Source organism: Flavobacterium sp. UGB4466, from assembly GCF_903469665.1.
Taxonomy (GTDB): domain Bacteria; phylum Bacteroidota; class Bacteroidia; order Flavobacteriales; family Flavobacteriaceae; genus Flavobacterium; species Flavobacterium lipolyticum.
On record NZ_CAGKLC010000053.1, the window covers coordinates 1 to 18,857 of the forward strand.

Here is an 18,857-nt window from a genome sequence, read left to right on the forward strand (position 1 = left end):
GAGCTATATTGAATTTAGATAAAAAGGTGCATTAATAAATAATGGAATGAGGAATATTCGGTTTATATTTCCCTTGTTCTCCAAAATGCTCTCATGAAAAGCTGTGCAAATGTCACCCCGCTCTTCGAAAAGTCCTTATAAACAAAAAATCGCAATGATCTAAGTTTAGATTATTGCGATTTTTTTGTGGAGTCGCCGGGAATCGAAAACTAAAACGTGTGTTTTTTAAATTTTAAGTAATTGAATTTATTGACTTTACAAACAAATTAAAATGCATTAATACTAGGTTTTGTTCACTTTTTTGTTCACTGTTTTTATTGTATTAGTGTTGAGCTATCCTTTGTTGAATGGGGCTTTTACTTCGCCTGTTTCCAGAGCAGATTCATAATCTATATATACTGGATATAGTCCGTATCCTTTAAAAAGTAAGTAAGTTTTATAGCCACGTTTGTTGTTTCCCACCGTTTTTATTTTGCTAATAACTACTTTTGAATTTGCTATTACGGTACCTGCGGCAATATTTGCTTGTGAGATAAAGGTAAATTGATTTCCTGCTCTAGGGTATCCAATTTGTAATGTATCTCCGGTTTTCACAATATTATTGGATTTGGTTTGGTATGATATGAAATCGGCTTCAGAAGTTATTTTGTTGTAAACTGCAGTTTGTGCGCTGCAAATTGAAACAAATAATAATAATAATAATAATAATATCAGTTTTTTCATTATAGATAAATTTAGTTTCTCAAATATAATTATTTTCTTTCATTTTCGAAAAAATTATCAAAATCCACATTGTTGTCTCGTAACAGTCCTTGAAGCCTTACTATCTCTTTGATTAGTTTGTTTTCTTTTTCTAAACATTCAGCATATTTTATTAAATCATTGGCTTTGTAATTTACTGTTGGTTCGGGTTTTTCTTTAGTGTTTTCTTTATCGCTTCCGATATTTTTTTTCTCTAACAATTCAAGAATTATGTCCAATGTTTTTTCATGTGGATTTTTTGAAGTTCCATTGATAATTTTTTCAATTCCTGATATGCTTAAGTTGGTTTTTTTGCCAATATCGTAAGAAGTTAACTCTAATTCTCCTACTTTTTTTAAAATAAACTCTAGTTTTTGTTTCTTAGTTAATCCGTACATTTTCAGGTGGTTATGTTTTTTGTTTTGGTTATTTTTAAAAAGTTATATACAAAAAATACAACTAAATGTAAATTGTGATATAAAAGTGTTATATTTGTGATATGATTCTTCACAGAATATATGAACAAATATACAAAAGTTATGCCAAATACAAACACTTTAGAAATTAATGTAAGAGATCGAAAGACTCTTAACAGGATTAAGACTGTTCAGTCTTCTTCAAATATTTTGCGTGATTTTTTTGATAAAGGCTTTAAAACTTTTGATGCTTTGAAGTCTATAGTTATGCATTATTATCCTGAAATGCCGGAATTGAAATTGTATGATTTTTGGCATTTCAGAAGAGTGGATAGTGAAATGTGTGAGGCTTTAGAAAATGTTTTTGAAAAATTAAAATCGGAATAAAATGGAAACGGTGACAATTCCAATACAAGAATTAAATGTCTTGCGGGAGACGTTAACAATGGCATTTGAAATACTAAATCGCCATGGTGTAACCGGGAACTTGATTGTTCCCGGTCCATCACCAAAAGAAACGAAAAAGCAACGTGATGCAAGGTATTCGAAAATGATTGAGTCCGGATCTCGTGGTAAGAAACCTGATTATTTAAAAAAGAGAAATGGATAGATTTTCTAATACTGAACAAGTTGAATTAAATGAGATCAATGTAAATGATCCCGAAGTTGTGGAAACTCTTTTATGCGCGCAAGTAAATCGTGTGTGTAGTCCAGAATCTTTTTTCGAAATGATAGAAACCTGTAAAATATGTGGAAAATGTGTATAAGTAATTCTATGCTTGATTTGATAATCATTGTTTTGTTGATCGTTTGTGCGGTTGCGTTTTGGTTCTTGTTTGTTGCTTATAAAGAGTATCGCGCTGATAGGGCTTATTTTTTTAAACTTAAAAAAAGATGGAAATAATTAAAGCTTTTGGCTGGCTAATTCTAGGTTGTTTTGGCTTCGCTGTCTTATTTGTTCTCGGGTGGCTTGTGATTTCAATGTCGATTTGTTTTTACAAAATCTACATCAAAAAATCAAAGCCAAAATCAAAGGAATTAGATAATTACCTTAACTAAATATAAATTATGGAAACATTACAAATCAACAAAAAAGATGCGATTAAAGCGCATGATGAAGCTACCGCAAAAGGGAAATCGCTTCTTGAAAACTTGCTGGGAAAAGCTGTTTTCTTAAAATCAATCAAAGAAAGAATCAAGTCGTTTGATGATGTTCTTTCAGAACTGAATATTGTGAAATCTGATTTTTATTTATCGTGTCATGGATTGGAATCTGATGAAGTTGCTTACAGAAAAGCAAAACTTGTGGCGAAATTATTCAATGAGGGCTGGATTCCTGATTGGACCAATGAAGATGAGTATAAGTATTTTGCCTATTTCAAAATGGGTTCTCCTTCGGGTGTCGGGTTTTCGTACTACTTCTACGTTAGCTGGGATACGCGTTCGATTGTCGGCTCCCGCCTTGCATTTAAATCAAGTGATTTGGCTGAGTATGCCGGAAAGCTTTTCGAGCAGGAAATTTACAAACCATTAATGATAACTGAATCTGCTTAATATGGAAACAATTCAGATAAATAAAACGGATGCTGTAAGAGCACATGGCCAGGCTACGCCTAAACAGAAAACAATGCTTGAAAACCTATTTGGTAAAAAAGTGTTTGTAAAAAATATCAGAGAAAGAATCCAAACGATTCAGGATGTTTTTGAATTGAACGATACTACTGAAGCAGATTTTTATCGTAAGTGGGATGGATTCGCAGATCATGAGATCGGGCAGGCTTTAGAGGTTCTTATTGTTGCGGCATATAATGAAGGTAGATTTCCTGATTGGACCAATGAAGATGAGTATAAGTATTTTGCTTATTTCAAAATGGGTTCTCCTTCGGGTGTCGGGTTTTCGTACGACGGCTACGATGGCTGGAATACGCATTCGACTGTCGGCTCCCGCCTTGTATTTGTCGGTCCTGATGCAAAACTGAATCTGTTGGATGCAGTAAAGAAATTTTTACCAGAGTACCAAAAATCAAGAACTAAATAAAACCAATTATCATGAAAAAAAATGCATCAATCGAAGAAATCTTCGAAAGTGAAAATTTAGACGTCAATGCAATAGTTGTAACGGGAATTCCTGAGAGACATGTTGAAGCTATCAAGGCAATCGCAAAATTGATGGTTGCAACTGATTATCATAATCCTAATTTCAAGCCTGATTTTACAAATTATGATCAGTATAAATATTCTCCTATTGCCGAAATGGGTTCTCCTTCGGGTGTCGGGTTTTCGTACGACTACTGCGATGACTGGCATTCGCTTTCGTTTGTCGGCTCCCGCCTTGTTTCTGAATCAAGAGAAGTCGCAAAACGAGTTTTTGACAATCATGAAGATCTTTATAAAGCATTCATGGTTTATGAAAGGGAAGTGAAATAAAATAACAGGTTGTGCAGTGAGTTGCTGACAGTTCTCCTTCAGGTGTCGGGTTTTCGTACAACAACTACGATAACTGGAATACGAATTCGAATGTCAGCTCCCACCGAGCAAAGAAGATATTTAATCATTGCAAACCTTGCCAGCATGGCAAAAAATCACACAATTAAAAGGGCGTTGGTACTTATGGGAAAACGACCTGTTTAAGCAAGGCATGAAAAGAGTAAGTAATTTATACGAAAAGATAATAAGCTTAGAAAATCTTAGAAAAGCTGATGAAGTTGCTCAAAAAGGTAAACAGAAGCAATATGGGGTTGTGTTGCATAATCAGAATAAAGAAGCTGATATTTTGAAGCTTCATGAAATGCTGAAAAGCAAAACCTATAAAACTTCTGAATACCAAGTTTTCAAAGTGTTTGAGCCAAAAGAAAGGGATGTTTACAAGCTTCCATATTTTCCTGACAGAATAATGCATCATGCAATAATGATACATCTTGAGAAACTGTTTGTGTCGGTTTTTACGACTGATACTTACAGCTGCATAAAGGGAAAAGGAATACATGCTGCATCTGATAAATTGAAGCTCACTTTGAAAGATGTTCCAGGTACTAAGTACTGTTTGAAACTGGATATCAAAAAGTTCTATCCAAATATTGATCATGATGTTTTAAAAATGCTTCTGAGAAGAAAAATTAAAGATCAGGATCTTCTTTGGTTGCTGGATGAAATTATTGACAGTGCCGATGGTTTACCGATAGGTAACTATTTAAGTCAGTATTTCGCTAACTACTTTTTGACCGGATTTGATCACTGGATAAAAGAGAATAAAAAAGTTAAGTACTATTTCCGATATGCAGATGATATTGTGATTCTGTCGGGTAATAAAAAGTATCTGCATTCTCTTTTAGGAGAAATTAAAGTGTATTTGAGCGAAAAATTAAAGCTTGATGTCAAGCAAAACTACCAGGTGTTTCCTGTTAGTGAGAGAGGGATCGATTTTTTAGGTTATAGGTTTTATCATGAGTATGTCTTGCTTCGAAAGTCAATTAAGAAACGATTTGCAAAAGCAGTGTCAAAAAATAAGGATAGGAGTGTTTTGGCAGCCTATTGGGGTTGGGCAAAACATTGCAATTCAAAACACCTAATTAAAAAATTAATACCAGATGAAAAGTTTTAAAGATTTCGAAATAACTCCGGTAATAGAAAATTTTGTCGGTGAAAAAATAAATACAGCTAAGATTTTAGATAAGGAGATAGTCGTAAAAGGTTATAAAATTCAACCGTCAAAATTTGAAAATCGTGGCGACCGTCTTGATATTCAGATTGAATTTAAAGACGAAGATAGGGTTGTTTTTACAAGTGGTAAATATTTGATCCAAACAATTGAAAAAGTTCCTAAAGACGGATTTCCTTTTAAAACTAAAATTATTAAAAACGGCGAACATTTAGAGTTTGCGTAAATAAATTAAGACTATGGAAAAAAAGATTTTACAAAACGAAAGTCCGGCTGATCGGTTGGAGCAGTTAAAAAGTGTTGCTGATAAGCTGGAGGATTTTTCGTATCCGCGTGAATTAACGGTCGGGGAAATTCAGGAACTGCAATCAGGTTTGTCGCAGGATATGATAACTGTTGATAGGGCTGAACAGGAGTTGAAAATTGCTAAAGAGGTTTTTAAGTCTGAAGTAAAACCAATCAAGCAGCAAATTGCTAAGAACCTACAAATGATTCGTACACAAGTTGAGGAAGTAAAAGAGAAAGTGTTTTTGTTGAAAGATTTGAATGAGGAAAAAATGGGGTACTACTCGAAAGATGGAATCCTTGTTTTTGAAAGAGAGCTTCGTCCGGATGAAAAACAATATAGTATAACCGATCACTTAAGAAAAGCAGAATAATCATGAAAAATGAAGATAAAACTAGCCCAATTAGTGGTGCTGAAATTTTAGTAAAAAACACATTGAAAGATTTGGGAGTTCGTGAAATCACAATTTTAGAAGGTAAGGCTGAGCCTGTATATCACGATAAAGCAATTGAAGTAAAATCAGCTTCTATAAATTCTGCACTTGAATACCTGTCTAAAAAGGTTGTGAAGCCTGAGATTATCGAACATTCAAAGCTTGAATTTTGTTACGATAAATTGTATATCAATTTGTTTTATGATAGTAGACAAAGAAATCCTGATGTTATTGAAGGGTCTTTGAAGCTGCATCCTGATTTAGAAAAATTCAGGATTAATAGCGGTAAAACCTACAGCACTTTTGAATTGTCTGATTTTATAAAAATGAATCGTCACTACTTCGAGAATAAAGATTATGCTATGAAGTTGGTTGCTGAGCTTAGAAACTTTGAAGGTAAAGTAAATCGTGATTTAGAAGCGAAAACAGATGATCGTGGTAATAAACGGGCTTTGATAAATCAGGTTGTTGAATCAAATATTCCAACTGGATTTTTCTTAGAATTACCGGTTTTTGTTGGTCAGGAAAAAAAGAGGCTTGAAGTTGAAGTGAATATTACTGCTGATTTTAGTTGTTCGTTGATTTCTCCTGATTTAAAGGAGTTTATTGATATAGAATCTAAAACGGTTTTGGATGATCAACTGAATAAAATTAAAGCGTTGCATCCCGAATTGAAAGTTTTTGAATATTAAATCTTAATTATGAGAACAATCACTTTCGATATTGAAAAAGCTAATGCAGTTGAGCATGCAGTTTGTGAAGTTTTTGATTGTCGTGTATCTGAAATAGTAAGTTTGAAAGATACACTGGTAAAGAAGGTGGTTGTTTTTATTTTATTGGAGTATTGTGGATATGACAAACGGGTTAGTGGGTATTATTATCAAATGTCTTATCTGTACGTACCAACTGTTGTCGCTGAAATGGAGTATTTAATTAGGACTGTTCCGGCTTTTGAAACTAAAATTAAAAATGTTTATGAGAAAATTTTGGACTGCTGAAGAAACTGAAATTATGATTCAAAACTATCCTGATAAACCAACAGTTGATATGATAAAGTTATTGCCTGGAAGGACTGTTTCTGGTATTACTGGTCAGGCTTCAAAATTAGGATTGCATAAAAGTGAAGCTTTTATGAAAAGTCCGATGTCAGGAAGGATTTCTAAGGAAAATGATATAGGCTTTGATACTCGTTTTCCGGCAAATAAACCAGGCTGGAATAAGGGATTAAAGCAAAAGGATTATATGTCACCTGAAAAGATAGAAAACACCAAAAAAACAAGATTTAAAACGGGTCAGGATCCGCATAATACGCAGCCTGTTGGTTATGAAAGACTTTCGAAAGATGGATACATTGAAATAAAAGTAAGGCATCTAAAAAACGGCGATTCAAACAATAAAAACTTTGAATTTAAGCATAGGATAATTTATGAAAAGAATTACGGTCTGATACCTGAAGGGATGATTGTTGAATTTTTGGATGGAAATAATCGAAATTTTGATCCGGATAATTTGATACTTCGAACCCGAAAGGAAAATTTGCTTCAAAATACAATGTGCGATTCTTCGATTGTTAAGCGGTTTTTAGGGATTAAAGAGCTTGAAGAAGTGGAGAAAATTATTAATGAAATGCCAAAGCTGATTGAGTTAAAAAGAAATTTATTAATTAAAAAACAAAAATTAAATGGACATAATTGAAAAATTAACCGAATTGCTGACTGGGAAAACTTTTTCTCATAACGGCAAAGAATATTGTTTTCAAAGCTGTAAAAAAGTGGTTTCGAATATTATGATTTTAACTAACAAAGAAACAATTCAGGTCCCGATGGATAGATTTTCGGATTTCTATGAAAAAGTAGAAAATAATTGCTTTGATGTGAATGCTATTGCTAATAAACAAAGTTTTGTTCCTTCTGAATTACCTGTTAAGCAGCCTGCTGTTTTTATACCTGAAATGTCTACTACGTATCAAAAATTAAATGCGTCTTTCGATAGTTTAATTAGTCAAATAGATAATGCTACAACTGAAGATATTTCATTTTTGGAAACAAAGGCAAAGATGCTTACTACTGTGGCTCAAACTGCCATAGGTATGGAAAATAGCCGTGTTAATTTGATTAAGATATTTCAAGGTAAATAAGCAGTTTATGGCAAAGTTAACCAAACAAATCATTCCGTATGGAATGGTTCCGAATACGTTGTTAAACGATAATACAATATCGTTAAAAGCAAAGGGTTTGTTTGCCTTTATGCAGTCTAAACCTGAAGGCTGGAATTTCTCCGTAGATAAAATTGCTTTTCAGTGTAAAGAGGCAAAATCTAGTATTTCTGAAGGTTTAAAAGAGTTGGAATTATTAGGTTATTTAGTAAGAAAAAAACAGCAAACGGGTAACGGTTTCATTGTGGATTATCACCTTTATTTTGATGCTGATAACGGAAAACCAATGTCTGATTTCCAATCATTGGAAATCCAAGTATTAGAAATTCCAATGTTGGAAAATCCAACTATTGGAAAATCGGTAAATAATAGTAAGAAATATATAAGCAAGAAAGATAATAGTAATAAAGAAAAGAGAGAAGAAACTTCGCTCGCTTTTTTTCAAAGGAATTCACCTTCTGAATGGGAAGTGTTTCAAATGAGATTTAGAAAAGAATTTGATTTGGCTGAATGGGAAAAGTTTCAGGAATTATTTAATTGTAAGGCTGATGAAGAATCACTGGAATATACAACCAAAATAATTAGTGCCAGGTTAACAAGATTTGCAATTAACTATGTTGAGAATTTGAAAAAGCCGGTTAAAAAATTAATTAGCACTGAAGTAGAAATTAATCATCCATCAAGAAAAAGAATATCGTAATGAATCAAGATTTTAAAACTTACAAAGCTGCATCTGTTCAAAAAACAAATGTTATTTCCTTACAAAGAGGAAAGTTACCTCCTCAAGCGATTGATTTAGAAGAAGCTATTCTTGGTGCATTGATGGTTGACGTGCGTGGTATTGATGAATTAATGCAAGTGTTTAATAATTCTGATGTTTTTTATAAAGATTGTAATAAAGTGATTTTTGAAGCAATAAAAGAACTTTCGGAGAGATCACAACCAATTGATTTGCTAACTGTTTCGAGTCAGTTGAAGAAAAAAAATAGTTTAGATATTGCTGGTGGTGATTACTATTTAATCGGCTTAACTCAAAAAATAGCTTCTTCTGCTCATATCGAGCATCATGCAAGAATAGTGTTGCAGATGTACATGAAAAGGAAAGCAATTGAGGTTGCTTCATCGATAATTGAATTGGCTTATGATCCTGATTCAGATGTGTTTCAGTTATTTGATTATATGGATGTTGAGACTTCGAAAGTAAATGAAATTATTGAGAAAGGAAGATCTGAAATGACTTATGCTGAAGCTTTAAATGCGGCTGTTGATCGTGTTAAGATGTTGACTGATAGTGATAGCTGTTTAACTGGTGTTGATACAGGCTTTAAAAAGTTGAATAAGCATTTTGGAGGCTGGCAACCAACAGATTTTATTGTTGTTGGTGCGCGTCCTGGAATGGGTAAAACAGCATTTGTGACTAATACAATGCTGGGTGCTGCAAAGGCTGGAAATGCTGTGGGTTTTATATCTCTTGAAATGAGTACTGAACAGTTAGCGACTAGAACTATTGCTAACGAAAGTAATTTTCATTTAAATCAATTGACAAAAACAGGATTTGAAAAACCTGAGTATTTTAATGGTTTGTTGAAAAAGGTTAATGAGTTAAGAGGTTTGCCAATTTTTATTGATGATCGTCCATCGTTAACAATTGGTGAAATTAAAAGAAAAGCCCGTTTATATAAGCGTAAGTATGATATCAAAGTGCTTATAGTTGATTACATACAATTAGCTGGTAGTGATGGTAATGAAGATATTAGAATAAGAGTAGGTAAGATATCGAACGGTTTAAAATCGATAGCTAAAGAGTTGAGTATAACAGTAATTGGATTAGCGCAATTGTCTCGTGAAGTTGAAAAGACTGCTTATAAAAGACCTGCATTGCATCACCTAAAAGAAAGTGGTGATATTGAACAGGATGCAGATGCTGTTTGCTTTATATATCGTTCTGCTTACTACGGATTAGAAGTTGATCATGAAGTAATTGATGATGATTGTAATACAGAGTTTATCGTTGCTAAGTATCGTCATGGTGGTGTTGGTACAATAGGATTATATTATGATGAAAATAAAACAAAGTTTACTGATAATGAAGTTGTTAATGAAGCTTCTAAGGTGACTGATTCATACAGTAATGCGGTAGCTGATATTCCTAGAGCTATGCCGGCTGATGCTTTTTACTCTATCGAAGATGTAAGTACTAACAATGATGATTCTAAAACACCATTCTAATCATGGCAAACAAACCAAGGAAAGTAGTAAGAAGTTGGGTAAAGCCTAGAGTTGCATTCGATCGTAAGGTTAGCTATCAAAGCTTTTATAACGCTCGTAAGTGGCGCAATACATCTAAGGCATATCGTGAAGCGAATCCTATTTGTGAGTGTGAAGATTGTAAGCGTGAAGATATCGTAAAGAAAGCTGAAGTATGTGATCACGTGAAGGGTTTAGGTTATCTGCTCGATAATGGTATTGATCCGTACGATTGGAATGAGCTTCAAAGCATGAGTCACGAATGTCATAATAAGAAATCCGGAAGTGAATCGCATCGATCACAGAGGGGTATGGGGTAAAATCTCGCGAGCTCGCACACTGCGTACATCGCTGTTTAGTCAAGATTTTACTCGGAGTTAAAAAAGAGAGGGGGGGTCAAAATTTAATATAGTTAAGTTATGGAAAATCTAGGGGTTGTATCAATTGGAAAAGGGAAAGACACTTTAATACAAGTGCCTACACCACCTAAATATTTAACCGATTCGGCTAAAAAACATTACAAACTTATGGGAAATGTTTTAGCAAAAAACGATAGAATAAAAGAAACCTATTTAAACGCATTAGAGGTTTATGCGGAAGCTATGGCGCAATTTCAATTTGCTCTTGAGCGTATAAAAGAAAAAAATAAGAAAGAATTCGGAACGGGTTATATTCAGACTTTCAAATCAGGGGCTAGTAATATTTCCGTTGAACTTACTTTAAAGAATGATGCAGTTGACACTTTGATGAAGTGTTTTAAACTTTTCGGGTTAGATCCAAAATCCGATAAAGAATTGAAGTCAACAGTTGATCCGGCGCAAGGTGATTTGTTTGACGCTTTTTTGAATGCAAATCATAGCTAATTAAAATTGGAATCATGAAAGGGAATTCAGGTTCAAATGTCGATCAGAAAACAAAAGATAAAATTGTTCACGAATGGAAAACGCGAAGACTTAATTCAATACCAATAATAGCCAAAGAATTCGAATTGTCTCAATACATAATAAACAAAATTGTAAATAACTATTTATCAACTAAATCAACAGAATTATGAAAACAAAATTTGTAAAAGTAACTGACAGAAAAGGTACAGACATAATTGAAGGTGAAGTTAAATCAGGTAATGTATTTTCTATTTTACGTTTTATATGCCAAGTTCAGGAGCAGGAAACTGAAAAAGAAACGCAAGAAGTCGCTGATATGATAATCGAAGCTTTGACTAAACACAAAAAAGATTAACATGATAAAGTCACACAATAAAGTGTCACAATACACGGGCGTAGGTTGGTACAAAGAAACACAAAAATGGCGTTCCAGTGTTACAGAAAAGAACATTAGATACGAGTGTGGTTATCATGATACCGACCGTGAAGCAGCAAAGGCACGTGATCTAAAAATCCTTGCTTTAGGATTAAAGAAACCTTTGCAAATTTTAAAACCAGCGGCATGATTTTAACTAGACCAGGAAATAAAAGAAGGATTATAAAAAAATTGGCAAAGCATTTTCCCAGTCACAAAATGCGAATAGAATTATTTTTTGGTGCTGGCGGTTCGTTCTTTTATTTACCAAAGCCTAGATATTCAATACTGAATGATTACGATGATGATGTTTCTAATTTGTACTTGGTAATTCAAAAACAAAAAGAAGATCTGCGCCACCAAATTGAAATTTTACCTATATCAGAATCATTGGTAAATTATTGGAAAAAAAACACAGAAACTGATCCTGTTTTAAAGGCTGTTCGTTTTTTACTGTTATCAAACTTTACATATTTAGGAAAAGGAGATACGCTTCGACTCGGTTTAGATAATGCTAAAGAGAGTATTCTAAAAAATTTAGATGCAACGTTTGAATATTTAAAGCATTGTAAAATAGTAAGTCGTGATTTTAGGAAAGTGCTTTCAATGATTTCTTTTTCCAAAAAGCTAAATGATAAAAAGCATTGTTTTGTTTATCTCGATCCAATTTATTTTGAGACTGAATATTTTTATAAAGTTCCAAATTGGAGTTTTAAAGATACTATTGATTGTTTGGATTTGATGATTACTTGTGGTATAAAATGTGCAATGTCCGAATTTAATCATCCAATGGTTATCGCTGAAGCTAAAATAAGAGGTCTCAATATTATAACTATTGGCGAAAGAAAAAATATTAAAAATAGAAAGATAGAAATATTAATCACTAACTATTCAAATGATCAGATTTCGCTTGAACTAAATTAAAAACTATGAACTGGAAAGAACTAAAAGATTTCTGCAACAATTTGCCGGAATCAGAATTAGAAAAAAAAGTAATCCTTTGGCGTGAAGATGAAGCGGTAGTAGATATTTACGCACAGGGGTTAGAAGAAGATCACTACATTAATGTGGACGATAAAGATAGCGGATGTTTTTCTGTCTCTGAAGCTAAATTTTTAGACAAAGATATTCGTATTAAAAAAGTTTACGATAGAGGTCACCCGATTTTACATGAAAATTTCTAAAATTTAACCTATGGCACTAAAATCAGACAACCCAACAAACGCAAAGATAAACCAAAACTTTATCATCCGAGTTTTAGAAAACCCTAAGGAAAATCATGTTAAAAATACAAAATTGACATCGGCAAATAAGCTTTCGGGTTACTTAAAAGACGAACAGCTTAAAATAAAGCTTTTTAAGAAGATATTAGATGGTCAAAAAGACAAATACACGTTTCTAATAAGAAGTAGGCTTAAAATTGAAATTCAGTCAAAATAACTAAAAAAAGTAGAAATCATGGTAGATCCTAAAGAATGGGGGGAATTTAGAAATTCAGGTTTGTTATTAATTATAAATCAGCTTTTACATGTGTTTGGTTGGGCAATAGTTTTCGAATTTGAAAATGATCAAGTAATTAAAGTTTATCCTGCACGGGTAAAATTTAGAGGCTTTGATAATAAAAGCACTTCTGAAGCTTATGTAAAAGTAACTAACTATTTGAAAGAAAATATTAATCAATTAGACGAGGAAGTAAAACTTTAAGTTCGAAATAATTCACTAACATCAACCTTTAAAACCTTGCAAATTTTGAAAAGCATACCAATTGAAGTATTGATTTCGCCTCTCTCAATCCGGCCTATTTGACTTGGTTGAAGATCACAGTCGATGGCAAGTAATTTTTGAGAAATTTTTCTAGATAATCTTTTCTCTCTAAGTTTTTTGCCAACGTTCTTAATGAATATTTTTTCGCTATTATCTATCACGCAATAAAATTGCGGTAAACTTTCAAAAGATAGGAGCGCATATTTGCGCTTTTTTAAACTATTTAATGCAATTTTAATAATCAAAAACAGAATAATCTAAAATGCAAATCACACCACAAATGCAAGATTCTATTCCTTTTCAATACGCAAATGATGTGCGTACTGGGAAGATTATGACCGGAAAAAGGATAAAGCAGGCTGTTGAGCGTTTTTACAAATGGATTGAAACCGCTGATCAAGATGGTTTTTATATTGATCATAATAAAGGAATGCGTGTTATTAATTTCTTTCCAACGTTTCTGAATCATACAAAGGGAAAGATGGCAGGAAAACCTTTTGTTTTAGCTCCGTTTCAGCAATTCACAATGTATAATGTTTTTGGTTGGATTAATAAAAATAATGGATATCGCCGTATAAATACTGTTTATGACAAACGGGCTAAAAAAAACGGTAAAACGGCAGAAATGGCTGGATTAGCACTGTACTGTATGAGTTTTGACTTAGAAATGGAAGCTGAAATCTATGTTGCAGCAACGAAAGAAGATCAGGCTCGTTTGTGTTGGAAACAGGCTAAAATGTATATTGAAAGTCCGGTTTCAAATCCTGCGTTGGGTAAAATGGGTTTTTTTTGTCAACAAAAAATAATAGGCTTTAAAAAAACAAACTCAACATTTATGGCTCTGGGTGGTGATTCTAAAACACAGGATGGAATTAACTGTCATGTGGGAATTATAGATGAATATCACGCTCATAAAGATGATACGGTAAAAGAAAACTGTGAGTCATCAACCGTACAGCGTACGCAGGCGTTAATTTATCATATCACAACTGCTGGATCTAATGTACAATCAGCTTGTAAAAATTATGAGGATTCTGTAATTGAAGTGTTGGAAGGTCGTAATGTGGATGATTCTCTTTGGATAATGATTCATAATATAGATAAAGAAGATCTAGAGACAGAAGAATCATGGTTGAATGAAGATCTTTGGATAAAAGCGAATCCATTACTATTTCAGGGATTAGCAATAGATGCTATTCGTAAGGAATTTACAAAAGCAATTAATCAACCATCTAAAAGACGAAATTTTAAAACCAAAAACCTAAATATATGGGTCGATGAATTGTCAGAATGGATTTACAATGAGGATTGGATGAAAAATAAGGTTGATATCATTCCAATTGAAAAGTTTCAGAAATTTGGTTCTTTCGGAGGTTTAGATCTCTCAAAAACAATCGATTTAAGTGCTTATGTGTTGATTTCTGAGCCTGACGAAAATGAAGACCGTTATTTAAAATGCTGGTTCTTTTGTCCAAAAGATACAATTGTAAAACGCTCTAAAGAAGACCGTGTACCATATCAATATTGGTCGGATAATGGCTGGTTAATAGCAACACCTGGTAATGTTATTGATTATAATGTAATTCATGATGTGATAAGGAATACCTATCAGGATCACAAAGTAAATCGACTAGAGTTTGACCCGTATAACGCCACAAAATTAACTCAGGACTTAGAGGCTGAAGGATTTAATGTGTCTGAATTCTCGCAAGGTATTGGTACGATTTCTGCGCCAACCAAAGAATTTGAAAAATTAGTATTATCAGGCAAACTAAAACATGATGGAAATCCTGTTTTAGCTTGGATGCTTGCGTCCTGCGTAATTTATTATGATGCTAATGATAATATGAAAGTACATAAAGGTCGTTCTGGTGCAAATGGTAGGCGTGTTGATGGAATAATTGCAACAATCAACGCGATAGGCGGTTCAATGTCAGAACCTGAAGAAACCAATGAAAGTATTTATAACCGAGACGATACACCATTCGTTTGCTAACCCATAAATTCAAATAAACATGACAAACCAAGTAGAAGAGAATGCGTTACGAATTTATATTGAAAAAATTGAAAAGGAAAATGAGCTTCTGCGAAAGTTTGCTTCCGTAAAAGGTTTTTATGATGAATATTTTGCAGAACTCCCCAAGGTCAGTTCTAACAAAGAAGCATTTGATAATGTAAACGAATTGTATTATTCCCTACATGGAAAATACAAATATTCAGATTATAACGCTTTTAAACGAATTACAAATTATTATAATAATAAATCAAAATGAAAATACTCTTAATAATCATTGTTACATTTTTAATCACAATAGTAACAAGTGCACTTTTAGAATTAAATTTTTTTAGCAAAAATCCAGTAAGATACATTCTTGTTGTAATGTTGATTATAATTGAATTGTTAACAGGATTTTATTATATTAAATCAGAAATGAAATGAACATACCAAACGAAAAACTAAAATCTGAAAATTTAGCGAAAGCTATTTCGTTATTACCAAAACCTAAAACATTTCAACCCGCTACTGTTACAGTAGCAGTAGGATTATTAAAATATACTTTTGAAAAACAAAAAGATAAATGGTATTTTGTTTTCTAAAAGTTAAATTACAAAGTTACATAATGTAACCATTTAGAGAGCACCGTTAAAATACTTTTACGCTATAAATACATAGCGTAATGGGTTTTAACGGTGCTTTTCGTGAAATGTTTGCTCCACAAAAAAGGAGCGCTACTACAGATGGTTCTTATTTCGGGAACTATGGTGGCTTTTTTTCGTTAGGCTCAGGAAGTGCTTACCCAATGAAGCCGAAAACCGCACTAAAACTTTCTGCTTTTTACAACGGTGTAGATCAGATTTCAAATGATATAGCAAAAATTCCTTTTGCAATTTATCAAAAAGACGGTACTAATCGTATTGCTCATCCTGATCATCCTGCTAATATCCTTATCTCAACTACTCCTAATTCTTTAATGACTTCGTTTGTTTTTCGTAAAACAATGGCGATTTCTTATTTAATACGTGGAAATGCCTTAGCGAAAATAAGTTACAATGCGTCAGGATATCCGGTTTCAACTGATTTTATAAACTGGGATTTGGTACAAGATATTCGTATTAGAAAAGGCGAATTATTGTATGATGTTCGTGGTTTTGATAAACCTTTGCTTGCTTCTGAAGTACTTCATTTTAAAAATTTCTCTCATAATGGTATTGTGGGTGTTGGAGTAATTACTTATGCAGCGCAGCAATTAGGTATGGCGTTGGAGGTTCAGCAATATTCGGCTACTAATTTCGAAAACAAAGGTGTCCGTCAGGGTGTCATCCAAACTGATAAAACAATCGAAAATGGTAAGGATAAAATTATAGCTGGCTGGCGTAAAGCAATGGGTGAAAAATCGCCTGATAGAATTGTTGTCTTAGATGATGGGTTTAAGTTTCAACCGATTAATATAACACCTCAGGAAGCGCAAATAATTGAACAGCAAAAGTTTAATATCGAAGATATTGCTCGTTGGTTGAATATTGCACTTCATAAAATTAAATCTTTAGAGCAATCTACAAATAACAATATCGAACAGCAATCGCTGGATCACAATTCAGATACTATTCAGCCACATATTACAAATTTCGAACAGGAATATGCAAAGAAACTTTGTACGCCTACAGAGTTGAGAGATGGTTATTTCGTGCGTGGAAACATGGATGTTTTACTTCGTACTGATATGAAATCAAGGTCAGAAGCTTATGCCAGAGCTGTTTTGACCGGCTGGAGAAGCAGACAAGAAATAAGAGCGCTGGAAGATTTAAATGAAGGGCCTGAAATATTAGGTGAATATTTAACTCCTGTAAACACTTTTACGGAATCTCAAATTGATAAAAATTTAAAGGAAAATGGAAAATAACGACTATATCCAAAGTATTAGTGAAACTGCCGAGAGAAGAACTTTTGCTTCTGAAATGAGAACTATTAAGAAAGAAAAACGTGCCGATTCTGATCCGGATGAATCATTAGATATTATCGAAGGATATGCGGCTAAGTTCAATTCTATTACTGAGATTGGTTACTACTATAAATTCAGAGAAAAAATTAAAAAAGGAGCGTTTGATGATGTTTTAAATGATGATGTACGCTGTCTTTTCAATCATAATCCTAATTATGTTTTAGCTCGTTGTGTTGAAGGAAAGGGAACGTTGACACTATCTGTTGATAAGGTTGGATTGAAATATTCTTATGAAACTCCTGATCGCCAATATGCTCGTGATTTGCAAAACGCAATTGAAACTGGTGATATTACGCAATCATCATTTGCATTTGAAATAGAAGAACAAACCTGGACGGAAATAGAAGGTGAAATTCCGACACGTGAAATAATAAAATTCAAACGTCTTTACGATGTTGCCCCGGTTACGTATCCGGCTTATGCTGATACTGAAGTTGCAAAAAGAAGTTTAGACGCCTTTAAGGAAAAAATTAAAAAACCTGAAAACGAGGAAACTCGAACAGACAACAATAAAGAGCTCAACGCTTTTGACGCTCAAATTATTATTAACTCTAATTTATAGTAAGCAAATGAAAAAGTCTGCTTTATTTTTACAACAACGAGCTCAAAAGATTGAAGCTCAGAAAGCGCTTCACGCAGCAGCTGAAGGTGAAAAAAGAAGTTTAAACGAAAAAGAAACTTTAGATTTTCGAGCGTTGCAAGCCGAGATTGAAACTCTAACGGGGCAATATAATGATGCTTTAAAATATGAAGAGAACCTTCGTTCAGTTGAAGGAACGGATGAGGCTGTTATTGTTGAAGATAATGCTCCTGAGGAAAGAAAGGCAGTATTTTCAATTCACAGAGCGATTCGCTCACAAATGGTTAATGGTGGTGTTAAATTAGAAGGTGCTGAATTAGAAATGCACACTAGAGCGGTACAATCTGCGCAAGCTTCTAATATTCCTATGTCAGGCGTAGCTATTGAATTGAGAGCTATGCAAACAGTTACTGGTGATTCAGGAACAAAAGGAGGTGCTTTAGTTCCTACGGAGCTTAAATCTCCTATTGATTTCTTACGTCCTGAGCCGCTTATGAAAAAAATAGGCGCAACTTATCTTACGGGTTTAACAGGTAATTTAAGATTTCCAAAAAATGAAGGTGGTATTGTAGCTTCATGGGAAGGCGAAACAACTACAACTCCTGAAACGGCTAATGCCTACGGTTACTTAGATTCTATTCCAAAAAGATTGTCAGTTACTGTTCCCATTTCGCTTCAAAATTTAATGCAGTCAAGCATAGACTTAGAAATGTACACTGTCAATGAAATGAAGTTGGCTATTGAAAATGCACTTGATGCTGCTTCGGTTAATGGTTCAGGTACAGGTCAGCCATTAGGTATTTTAAATAATTCAGGTGTAAATACTGTAACTACAGGTGCGAATGGATCTGCGCCTACCTGGGATATGGTAGTTGATTCTGAGACTGCTGTTTTTGTTGCTAATGCTAGCGCTGCTAAAATGTCTTATGTTGTGAATCCTCAAACAAGAGGTAAATTTAAAAAGACTAAACATGATGCGGGGGATTTAAATTATATAATGGGTACAGATGGTGCTGTAAATGGTTTTCCGTCTGCTACTTCAAATCACGTTCCGGCAAACTTAACAAAGGGTACAGGGGTAAATCTTTCAGCAATGTTGTTTGGAGATTTTAGCCAATTAAATATTCATCAATGGAATTTTATGGATATTTCTGTAGACGAATTTTCTCGTAAAAAAGAAGGTTTAATTGAGGTTACTATTAATGTTTTTGTTGATGTTTTAGTTAAGCAGCCAAAAGCATTTTCAGTAGTGAAAGGAATTATAACTACTTAATTTA

Annotated in this window: 32 protein-coding genes; 29 read left to right on the forward strand and 3 right to left on the reverse strand. The window is 33.4% G+C overall.

The window, feature by feature from the left end; genetic code table 11:
• Positions 1–333: 333 nt before the first annotated feature.
• Both JO950_RS13495 and JO950_RS13500 read right to left on the reverse strand, forming a co-directional pair.
• Entirely contained in the window at positions 334–723 is a 390-nt protein-coding gene (locus JO950_RS13495; RefSeq protein WP_202703114.1) for a hypothetical protein, read from the reverse strand.
• A gap of 29 nt (positions 724–752) precedes the next feature.
• The gene (locus JO950_RS13500) at positions 753–1,139 is read right to left on the reverse strand and encodes a hypothetical protein (RefSeq protein ID WP_202703115.1); all 387 of its coding nucleotides are present in this window, start codon (positions 1,137–1,139) and stop codon (positions 753–755) included.
• Positions 1,140–1,280: 141 nt separating this feature from the next.
• Between JO950_RS13500 and JO950_RS13505 the strand changes: the two genes are divergently transcribed.
• From JO950_RS13505 to JO950_RS13615, 23 genes are all read left to right on the forward strand, one after another.
• On the forward strand, positions 1,281–1,544 hold the full coding sequence (locus tag JO950_RS13505) for a hypothetical protein (protein ID WP_202703116.1): 264 nt from the start codon (positions 1,281–1,283) through the stop codon (positions 1,542–1,544).
• 1 nt (position 1,545) lies between these two features.
• Positions 1,546–1,767: a hypothetical protein gene (locus JO950_RS13510; RefSeq protein ID WP_202703117.1), complete on the forward strand. Its 222-nt coding sequence runs from the start codon at positions 1,546–1,548 to the stop codon at positions 1,765–1,767.
• Positions 1,768–2,225: 458 nt separating this feature from the next.
• Positions 2,226–2,711 (forward strand): hypothetical protein, encoded by a 486-nt coding sequence (locus JO950_RS13515; protein WP_202703119.1) that lies wholly within the window; start codon positions 2,226–2,228, stop codon positions 2,709–2,711.
• A gap of 1 nt (position 2,712) precedes the next feature.
• On the forward strand, positions 2,713–3,195 hold the full coding sequence (locus JO950_RS13520; RefSeq protein WP_202703120.1) for a hypothetical protein: 483 nt from the start codon (positions 2,713–2,715) through the stop codon (positions 3,193–3,195).
• A gap of 11 nt (positions 3,196–3,206) precedes the next feature.
• Positions 3,207–3,584, forward strand: coding sequence for a hypothetical protein (locus JO950_RS13525; RefSeq protein ID WP_202703121.1), 378 nt, complete (start codon positions 3,207–3,209; stop codon positions 3,582–3,584).
• 136 nt (positions 3,585–3,720) lie between these two features.
• Positions 3,721–4,758 (forward strand): RNA-directed DNA polymerase, encoded by a 1,038-nt coding sequence (locus JO950_RS13530; RefSeq protein ID WP_202703125.1) that lies wholly within the window; start codon positions 3,721–3,723, stop codon positions 4,756–4,758.
• Positions 4,745–5,041 carry a hypothetical protein gene (locus JO950_RS13535; RefSeq protein WP_202703126.1) on the forward strand — a complete coding sequence of 99 codons (297 nt, stop codon included), beginning with the start codon at positions 4,745–4,747 and terminating at the stop codon, positions 5,039–5,041. The genes JO950_RS13530 and JO950_RS13535 overlap by 14 nt, the downstream gene beginning before the upstream one ends.
• 13 nt (positions 5,042–5,054) lie before the next feature.
• On the forward strand, positions 5,055–5,474 hold the full coding sequence (locus JO950_RS13540; RefSeq protein ID WP_202703127.1) for a hypothetical protein: 420 nt from the start codon (positions 5,055–5,057) through the stop codon (positions 5,472–5,474).
• 2 nt (positions 5,475–5,476) lie between these two features.
• Positions 5,477–6,226, forward strand: coding sequence for a hypothetical protein (locus tag JO950_RS13545; RefSeq protein WP_202703128.1), 750 nt, complete (start codon positions 5,477–5,479; stop codon positions 6,224–6,226).
• Between the two features lie 9 nt (positions 6,227–6,235).
• Positions 6,236–6,532 carry a hypothetical protein gene (locus tag JO950_RS13550; protein ID WP_202703129.1) on the forward strand — a complete coding sequence of 99 codons (297 nt, stop codon included), beginning with the start codon at positions 6,236–6,238 and terminating at the stop codon, positions 6,530–6,532.
• Complete coding sequence (locus JO950_RS13555; protein WP_237732355.1) at positions 6,486–7,229, forward strand: HNH endonuclease signature motif containing protein; 744 nt, start codon at positions 6,486–6,488, stop codon at positions 7,227–7,229. The genes JO950_RS13550 and JO950_RS13555 overlap by 47 nt, the downstream gene beginning before the upstream one ends.
• Positions 7,216–7,671, forward strand: a complete 456-nt coding sequence (locus JO950_RS13560) for a hypothetical protein (protein WP_202703131.1) — start codon at positions 7,216–7,218, stop codon at positions 7,669–7,671. Before JO950_RS13555 ends, JO950_RS13560 begins: the two co-directional genes overlap by 14 nt.
• A gap of 7 nt (positions 7,672–7,678) precedes the next feature.
• On the forward strand, positions 7,679–8,389 hold the full coding sequence (locus tag JO950_RS13565) for a helix-turn-helix domain-containing protein (protein ID WP_202703132.1): 711 nt from the start codon (positions 7,679–7,681) through the stop codon (positions 8,387–8,389).
• Positions 8,389–9,918 (forward strand): replicative DNA helicase, encoded by a 1,530-nt coding sequence (dnaB, locus tag JO950_RS13570; protein ID WP_202703133.1) that lies wholly within the window; start codon positions 8,389–8,391, stop codon positions 9,916–9,918. Before JO950_RS13565 ends, dnaB begins: the two co-directional genes overlap by 1 nt.
• 2 nt (positions 9,919–9,920) lie before the next feature.
• On the forward strand, positions 9,921–10,256 hold the full coding sequence (locus JO950_RS13575) for a hypothetical protein (RefSeq protein WP_202703134.1): 336 nt from the start codon (positions 9,921–9,923) through the stop codon (positions 10,254–10,256).
• Between the two features lie 99 nt (positions 10,257–10,355).
• Positions 10,356–10,799 carry a P27 family phage terminase small subunit gene (locus JO950_RS13580; protein ID WP_202703135.1) on the forward strand — a complete coding sequence of 148 codons (444 nt, stop codon included), beginning with the start codon at positions 10,356–10,358 and terminating at the stop codon, positions 10,797–10,799.
• 14 nt (positions 10,800–10,813) lie between these two features.
• Complete coding sequence (locus JO950_RS13585) at positions 10,814–10,990, forward strand: hypothetical protein (protein ID WP_202703136.1); 177 nt, start codon at positions 10,814–10,816, stop codon at positions 10,988–10,990.
• Entirely contained in the window at positions 10,987–11,175 is a 189-nt protein-coding gene (locus JO950_RS13590; protein ID WP_202703137.1) for a hypothetical protein, read from the forward strand. The genes JO950_RS13585 and JO950_RS13590 overlap by 4 nt, the downstream gene beginning before the upstream one ends.
• Before the next feature lies 1 nt (position 11,176).
• A complete protein-coding gene (locus tag JO950_RS13595) occupies positions 11,177–11,386 on the forward strand; it encodes an AP2 domain-containing protein (protein ID WP_202703138.1) in 210 nt (69 codons plus the stop codon).
• The gene (locus JO950_RS13600) at positions 11,383–12,159 is read left to right on the forward strand and encodes a DNA adenine methylase (protein WP_202703139.1); all 777 of its coding nucleotides are present in this window, start codon (positions 11,383–11,385) and stop codon (positions 12,157–12,159) included. Before JO950_RS13595 ends, JO950_RS13600 begins: the two co-directional genes overlap by 4 nt.
• 5 nt (positions 12,160–12,164) lie before the next feature.
• The gene (locus tag JO950_RS13605) at positions 12,165–12,419 is read left to right on the forward strand and encodes a hypothetical protein (RefSeq protein ID WP_202703140.1); all 255 of its coding nucleotides are present in this window, start codon (positions 12,165–12,167) and stop codon (positions 12,417–12,419) included.
• Between the two features lie 10 nt (positions 12,420–12,429).
• A complete protein-coding gene (locus JO950_RS13610; protein WP_202703141.1) occupies positions 12,430–12,675 on the forward strand; it encodes a hypothetical protein in 246 nt (81 codons plus the stop codon).
• A gap of 18 nt (positions 12,676–12,693) precedes the next feature.
• A complete protein-coding gene (locus JO950_RS13615; RefSeq protein ID WP_202703142.1) occupies positions 12,694–12,939 on the forward strand; it encodes a hypothetical protein in 246 nt (81 codons plus the stop codon).
• Here JO950_RS13615 and JO950_RS13620 read toward each other — a convergent pair.
• Positions 12,936–13,160 (reverse strand): helix-turn-helix domain-containing protein, encoded by a 225-nt coding sequence (locus JO950_RS13620; RefSeq protein WP_237732358.1) that lies wholly within the window; start codon positions 13,158–13,160, stop codon positions 12,936–12,938. The genes JO950_RS13615 and JO950_RS13620 overlap by 4 nt on opposite strands.
• A 101-nt stretch (positions 13,161–13,261) precedes the next feature.
• Here JO950_RS13620 and JO950_RS13625 point away from each other — a divergent pair, with 101 nt between their 5' ends.
• The 6 genes from JO950_RS13625 (at position 13,262) to JO950_RS13650 (ending at position 18,853) form a co-directional block, all read left to right on the forward strand.
• Positions 13,262–14,995, forward strand: a complete 1,734-nt coding sequence (locus tag JO950_RS13625; RefSeq protein ID WP_202703143.1) for a terminase large subunit — start codon at positions 13,262–13,264, stop codon at positions 14,993–14,995.
• A 19-nt stretch (positions 14,996–15,014) separates the two neighbouring features.
• Positions 15,015–15,272 (forward strand): hypothetical protein, encoded by a 258-nt coding sequence (locus tag JO950_RS13630; protein WP_202703144.1) that lies wholly within the window; start codon positions 15,015–15,017, stop codon positions 15,270–15,272.
• A 163-nt stretch (positions 15,273–15,435) separates the two neighbouring features.
• Positions 15,436–15,597 carry a hypothetical protein gene (locus JO950_RS13635; protein ID WP_202703145.1) on the forward strand — a complete coding sequence of 54 codons (162 nt, stop codon included), beginning with the start codon at positions 15,436–15,438 and terminating at the stop codon, positions 15,595–15,597.
• A gap of 80 nt (positions 15,598–15,677) precedes the next feature.
• Entirely contained in the window at positions 15,678–16,901 is a 1,224-nt protein-coding gene (locus JO950_RS13640; protein ID WP_202703146.1) for a phage portal protein, read from the forward strand.
• Entirely contained in the window at positions 16,891–17,562 is a 672-nt protein-coding gene (locus tag JO950_RS13645; RefSeq protein ID WP_202703147.1) for an HK97 family phage prohead protease, read from the forward strand. The genes JO950_RS13640 and JO950_RS13645 overlap by 11 nt, the downstream gene beginning before the upstream one ends.
• A 7-nt stretch (positions 17,563–17,569) precedes the next feature.
• Positions 17,570–18,853 (forward strand): phage major capsid protein, encoded by a 1,284-nt coding sequence (locus JO950_RS13650; RefSeq protein ID WP_202703148.1) that lies wholly within the window; start codon positions 17,570–17,572, stop codon positions 18,851–18,853.
• The last annotated feature ends 4 nt before the right edge of the window (positions 18,854–18,857 follow it).

Coding starts and splice junctions, on each gene's coding strand:
- JO950_RS13495 (WP_202703114.1), bottom strand. CDS start 723: ATGAAAAAACTGATATTATTATTATTATTATTATTATTTGTTTCAATT.
- JO950_RS13500 (WP_202703115.1), bottom strand. CDS start 1,139: ATGTACGGATTAACTAAGAAACAAAAACTAGAGTTTATTTTAAAAAAA.
- JO950_RS13505 (WP_202703116.1), top strand. CDS start 1,281: ATGCCAAATACAAACACTTTAGAAATTAATGTAAGAGATCGAAAGACT.
- JO950_RS13510 (WP_202703117.1), top strand. CDS start 1,546: ATGGAAACGGTGACAATTCCAATACAAGAATTAAATGTCTTGCGGGAG.
- JO950_RS13515 (WP_202703119.1), top strand. CDS start 2,226: ATGGAAACATTACAAATCAACAAAAAAGATGCGATTAAAGCGCATGAT.
- JO950_RS13520 (WP_202703120.1), top strand. CDS start 2,713: ATGGAAACAATTCAGATAAATAAAACGGATGCTGTAAGAGCACATGGC.
- JO950_RS13525 (WP_202703121.1), top strand. CDS start 3,207: ATGAAAAAAAATGCATCAATCGAAGAAATCTTCGAAAGTGAAAATTTA.
- JO950_RS13535 (WP_202703126.1), top strand. CDS start 4,745: ATGAAAAGTTTTAAAGATTTCGAAATAACTCCGGTAATAGAAAATTTT.
- JO950_RS13540 (WP_202703127.1), top strand. CDS start 5,055: ATGGAAAAAAAGATTTTACAAAACGAAAGTCCGGCTGATCGGTTGGAG.
- JO950_RS13545 (WP_202703128.1), top strand. CDS start 5,477: ATGAAAAATGAAGATAAAACTAGCCCAATTAGTGGTGCTGAAATTTTA.
- JO950_RS13550 (WP_202703129.1), top strand. CDS start 6,236: ATGAGAACAATCACTTTCGATATTGAAAAAGCTAATGCAGTTGAGCAT.
- JO950_RS13560 (WP_202703131.1), top strand. CDS start 7,216: ATGGACATAATTGAAAAATTAACCGAATTGCTGACTGGGAAAACTTTT.
- JO950_RS13565 (WP_202703132.1), top strand. CDS start 7,679: ATGGCAAAGTTAACCAAACAAATCATTCCGTATGGAATGGTTCCGAAT.
- dnaB (WP_202703133.1), top strand. CDS start 8,389: ATGAATCAAGATTTTAAAACTTACAAAGCTGCATCTGTTCAAAAAACA.
- JO950_RS13575 (WP_202703134.1), top strand. CDS start 9,921: ATGGCAAACAAACCAAGGAAAGTAGTAAGAAGTTGGGTAAAGCCTAGA.
- JO950_RS13580 (WP_202703135.1), top strand. CDS start 10,356: ATGGAAAATCTAGGGGTTGTATCAATTGGAAAAGGGAAAGACACTTTA.
- JO950_RS13585 (WP_202703136.1), top strand. CDS start 10,814: ATGAAAGGGAATTCAGGTTCAAATGTCGATCAGAAAACAAAAGATAAA.
- JO950_RS13590 (WP_202703137.1), top strand. CDS start 10,987: ATGAAAACAAAATTTGTAAAAGTAACTGACAGAAAAGGTACAGACATA.
- JO950_RS13595 (WP_202703138.1), top strand. CDS start 11,177: ATGATAAAGTCACACAATAAAGTGTCACAATACACGGGCGTAGGTTGG.
- JO950_RS13600 (WP_202703139.1), top strand. CDS start 11,383: ATGATTTTAACTAGACCAGGAAATAAAAGAAGGATTATAAAAAAATTG.
- JO950_RS13605 (WP_202703140.1), top strand. CDS start 12,165: ATGAACTGGAAAGAACTAAAAGATTTCTGCAACAATTTGCCGGAATCA.
- JO950_RS13610 (WP_202703141.1), top strand. CDS start 12,430: ATGGCACTAAAATCAGACAACCCAACAAACGCAAAGATAAACCAAAAC.
- JO950_RS13615 (WP_202703142.1), top strand. CDS start 12,694: ATGGTAGATCCTAAAGAATGGGGGGAATTTAGAAATTCAGGTTTGTTA.
- JO950_RS13625 (WP_202703143.1), top strand. CDS start 13,262: ATGCAAATCACACCACAAATGCAAGATTCTATTCCTTTTCAATACGCA.
- JO950_RS13630 (WP_202703144.1), top strand. CDS start 15,015: ATGACAAACCAAGTAGAAGAGAATGCGTTACGAATTTATATTGAAAAA.
- JO950_RS13635 (WP_202703145.1), top strand. CDS start 15,436: ATGAACATACCAAACGAAAAACTAAAATCTGAAAATTTAGCGAAAGCT.
- JO950_RS13640 (WP_202703146.1), top strand. CDS start 15,678: ATGGGTTTTAACGGTGCTTTTCGTGAAATGTTTGCTCCACAAAAAAGG.
- JO950_RS13645 (WP_202703147.1), top strand. CDS start 16,891: ATGGAAAATAACGACTATATCCAAAGTATTAGTGAAACTGCCGAGAGA.
- JO950_RS13650 (WP_202703148.1), top strand. CDS start 17,570: ATGAAAAAGTCTGCTTTATTTTTACAACAACGAGCTCAAAAGATTGAA.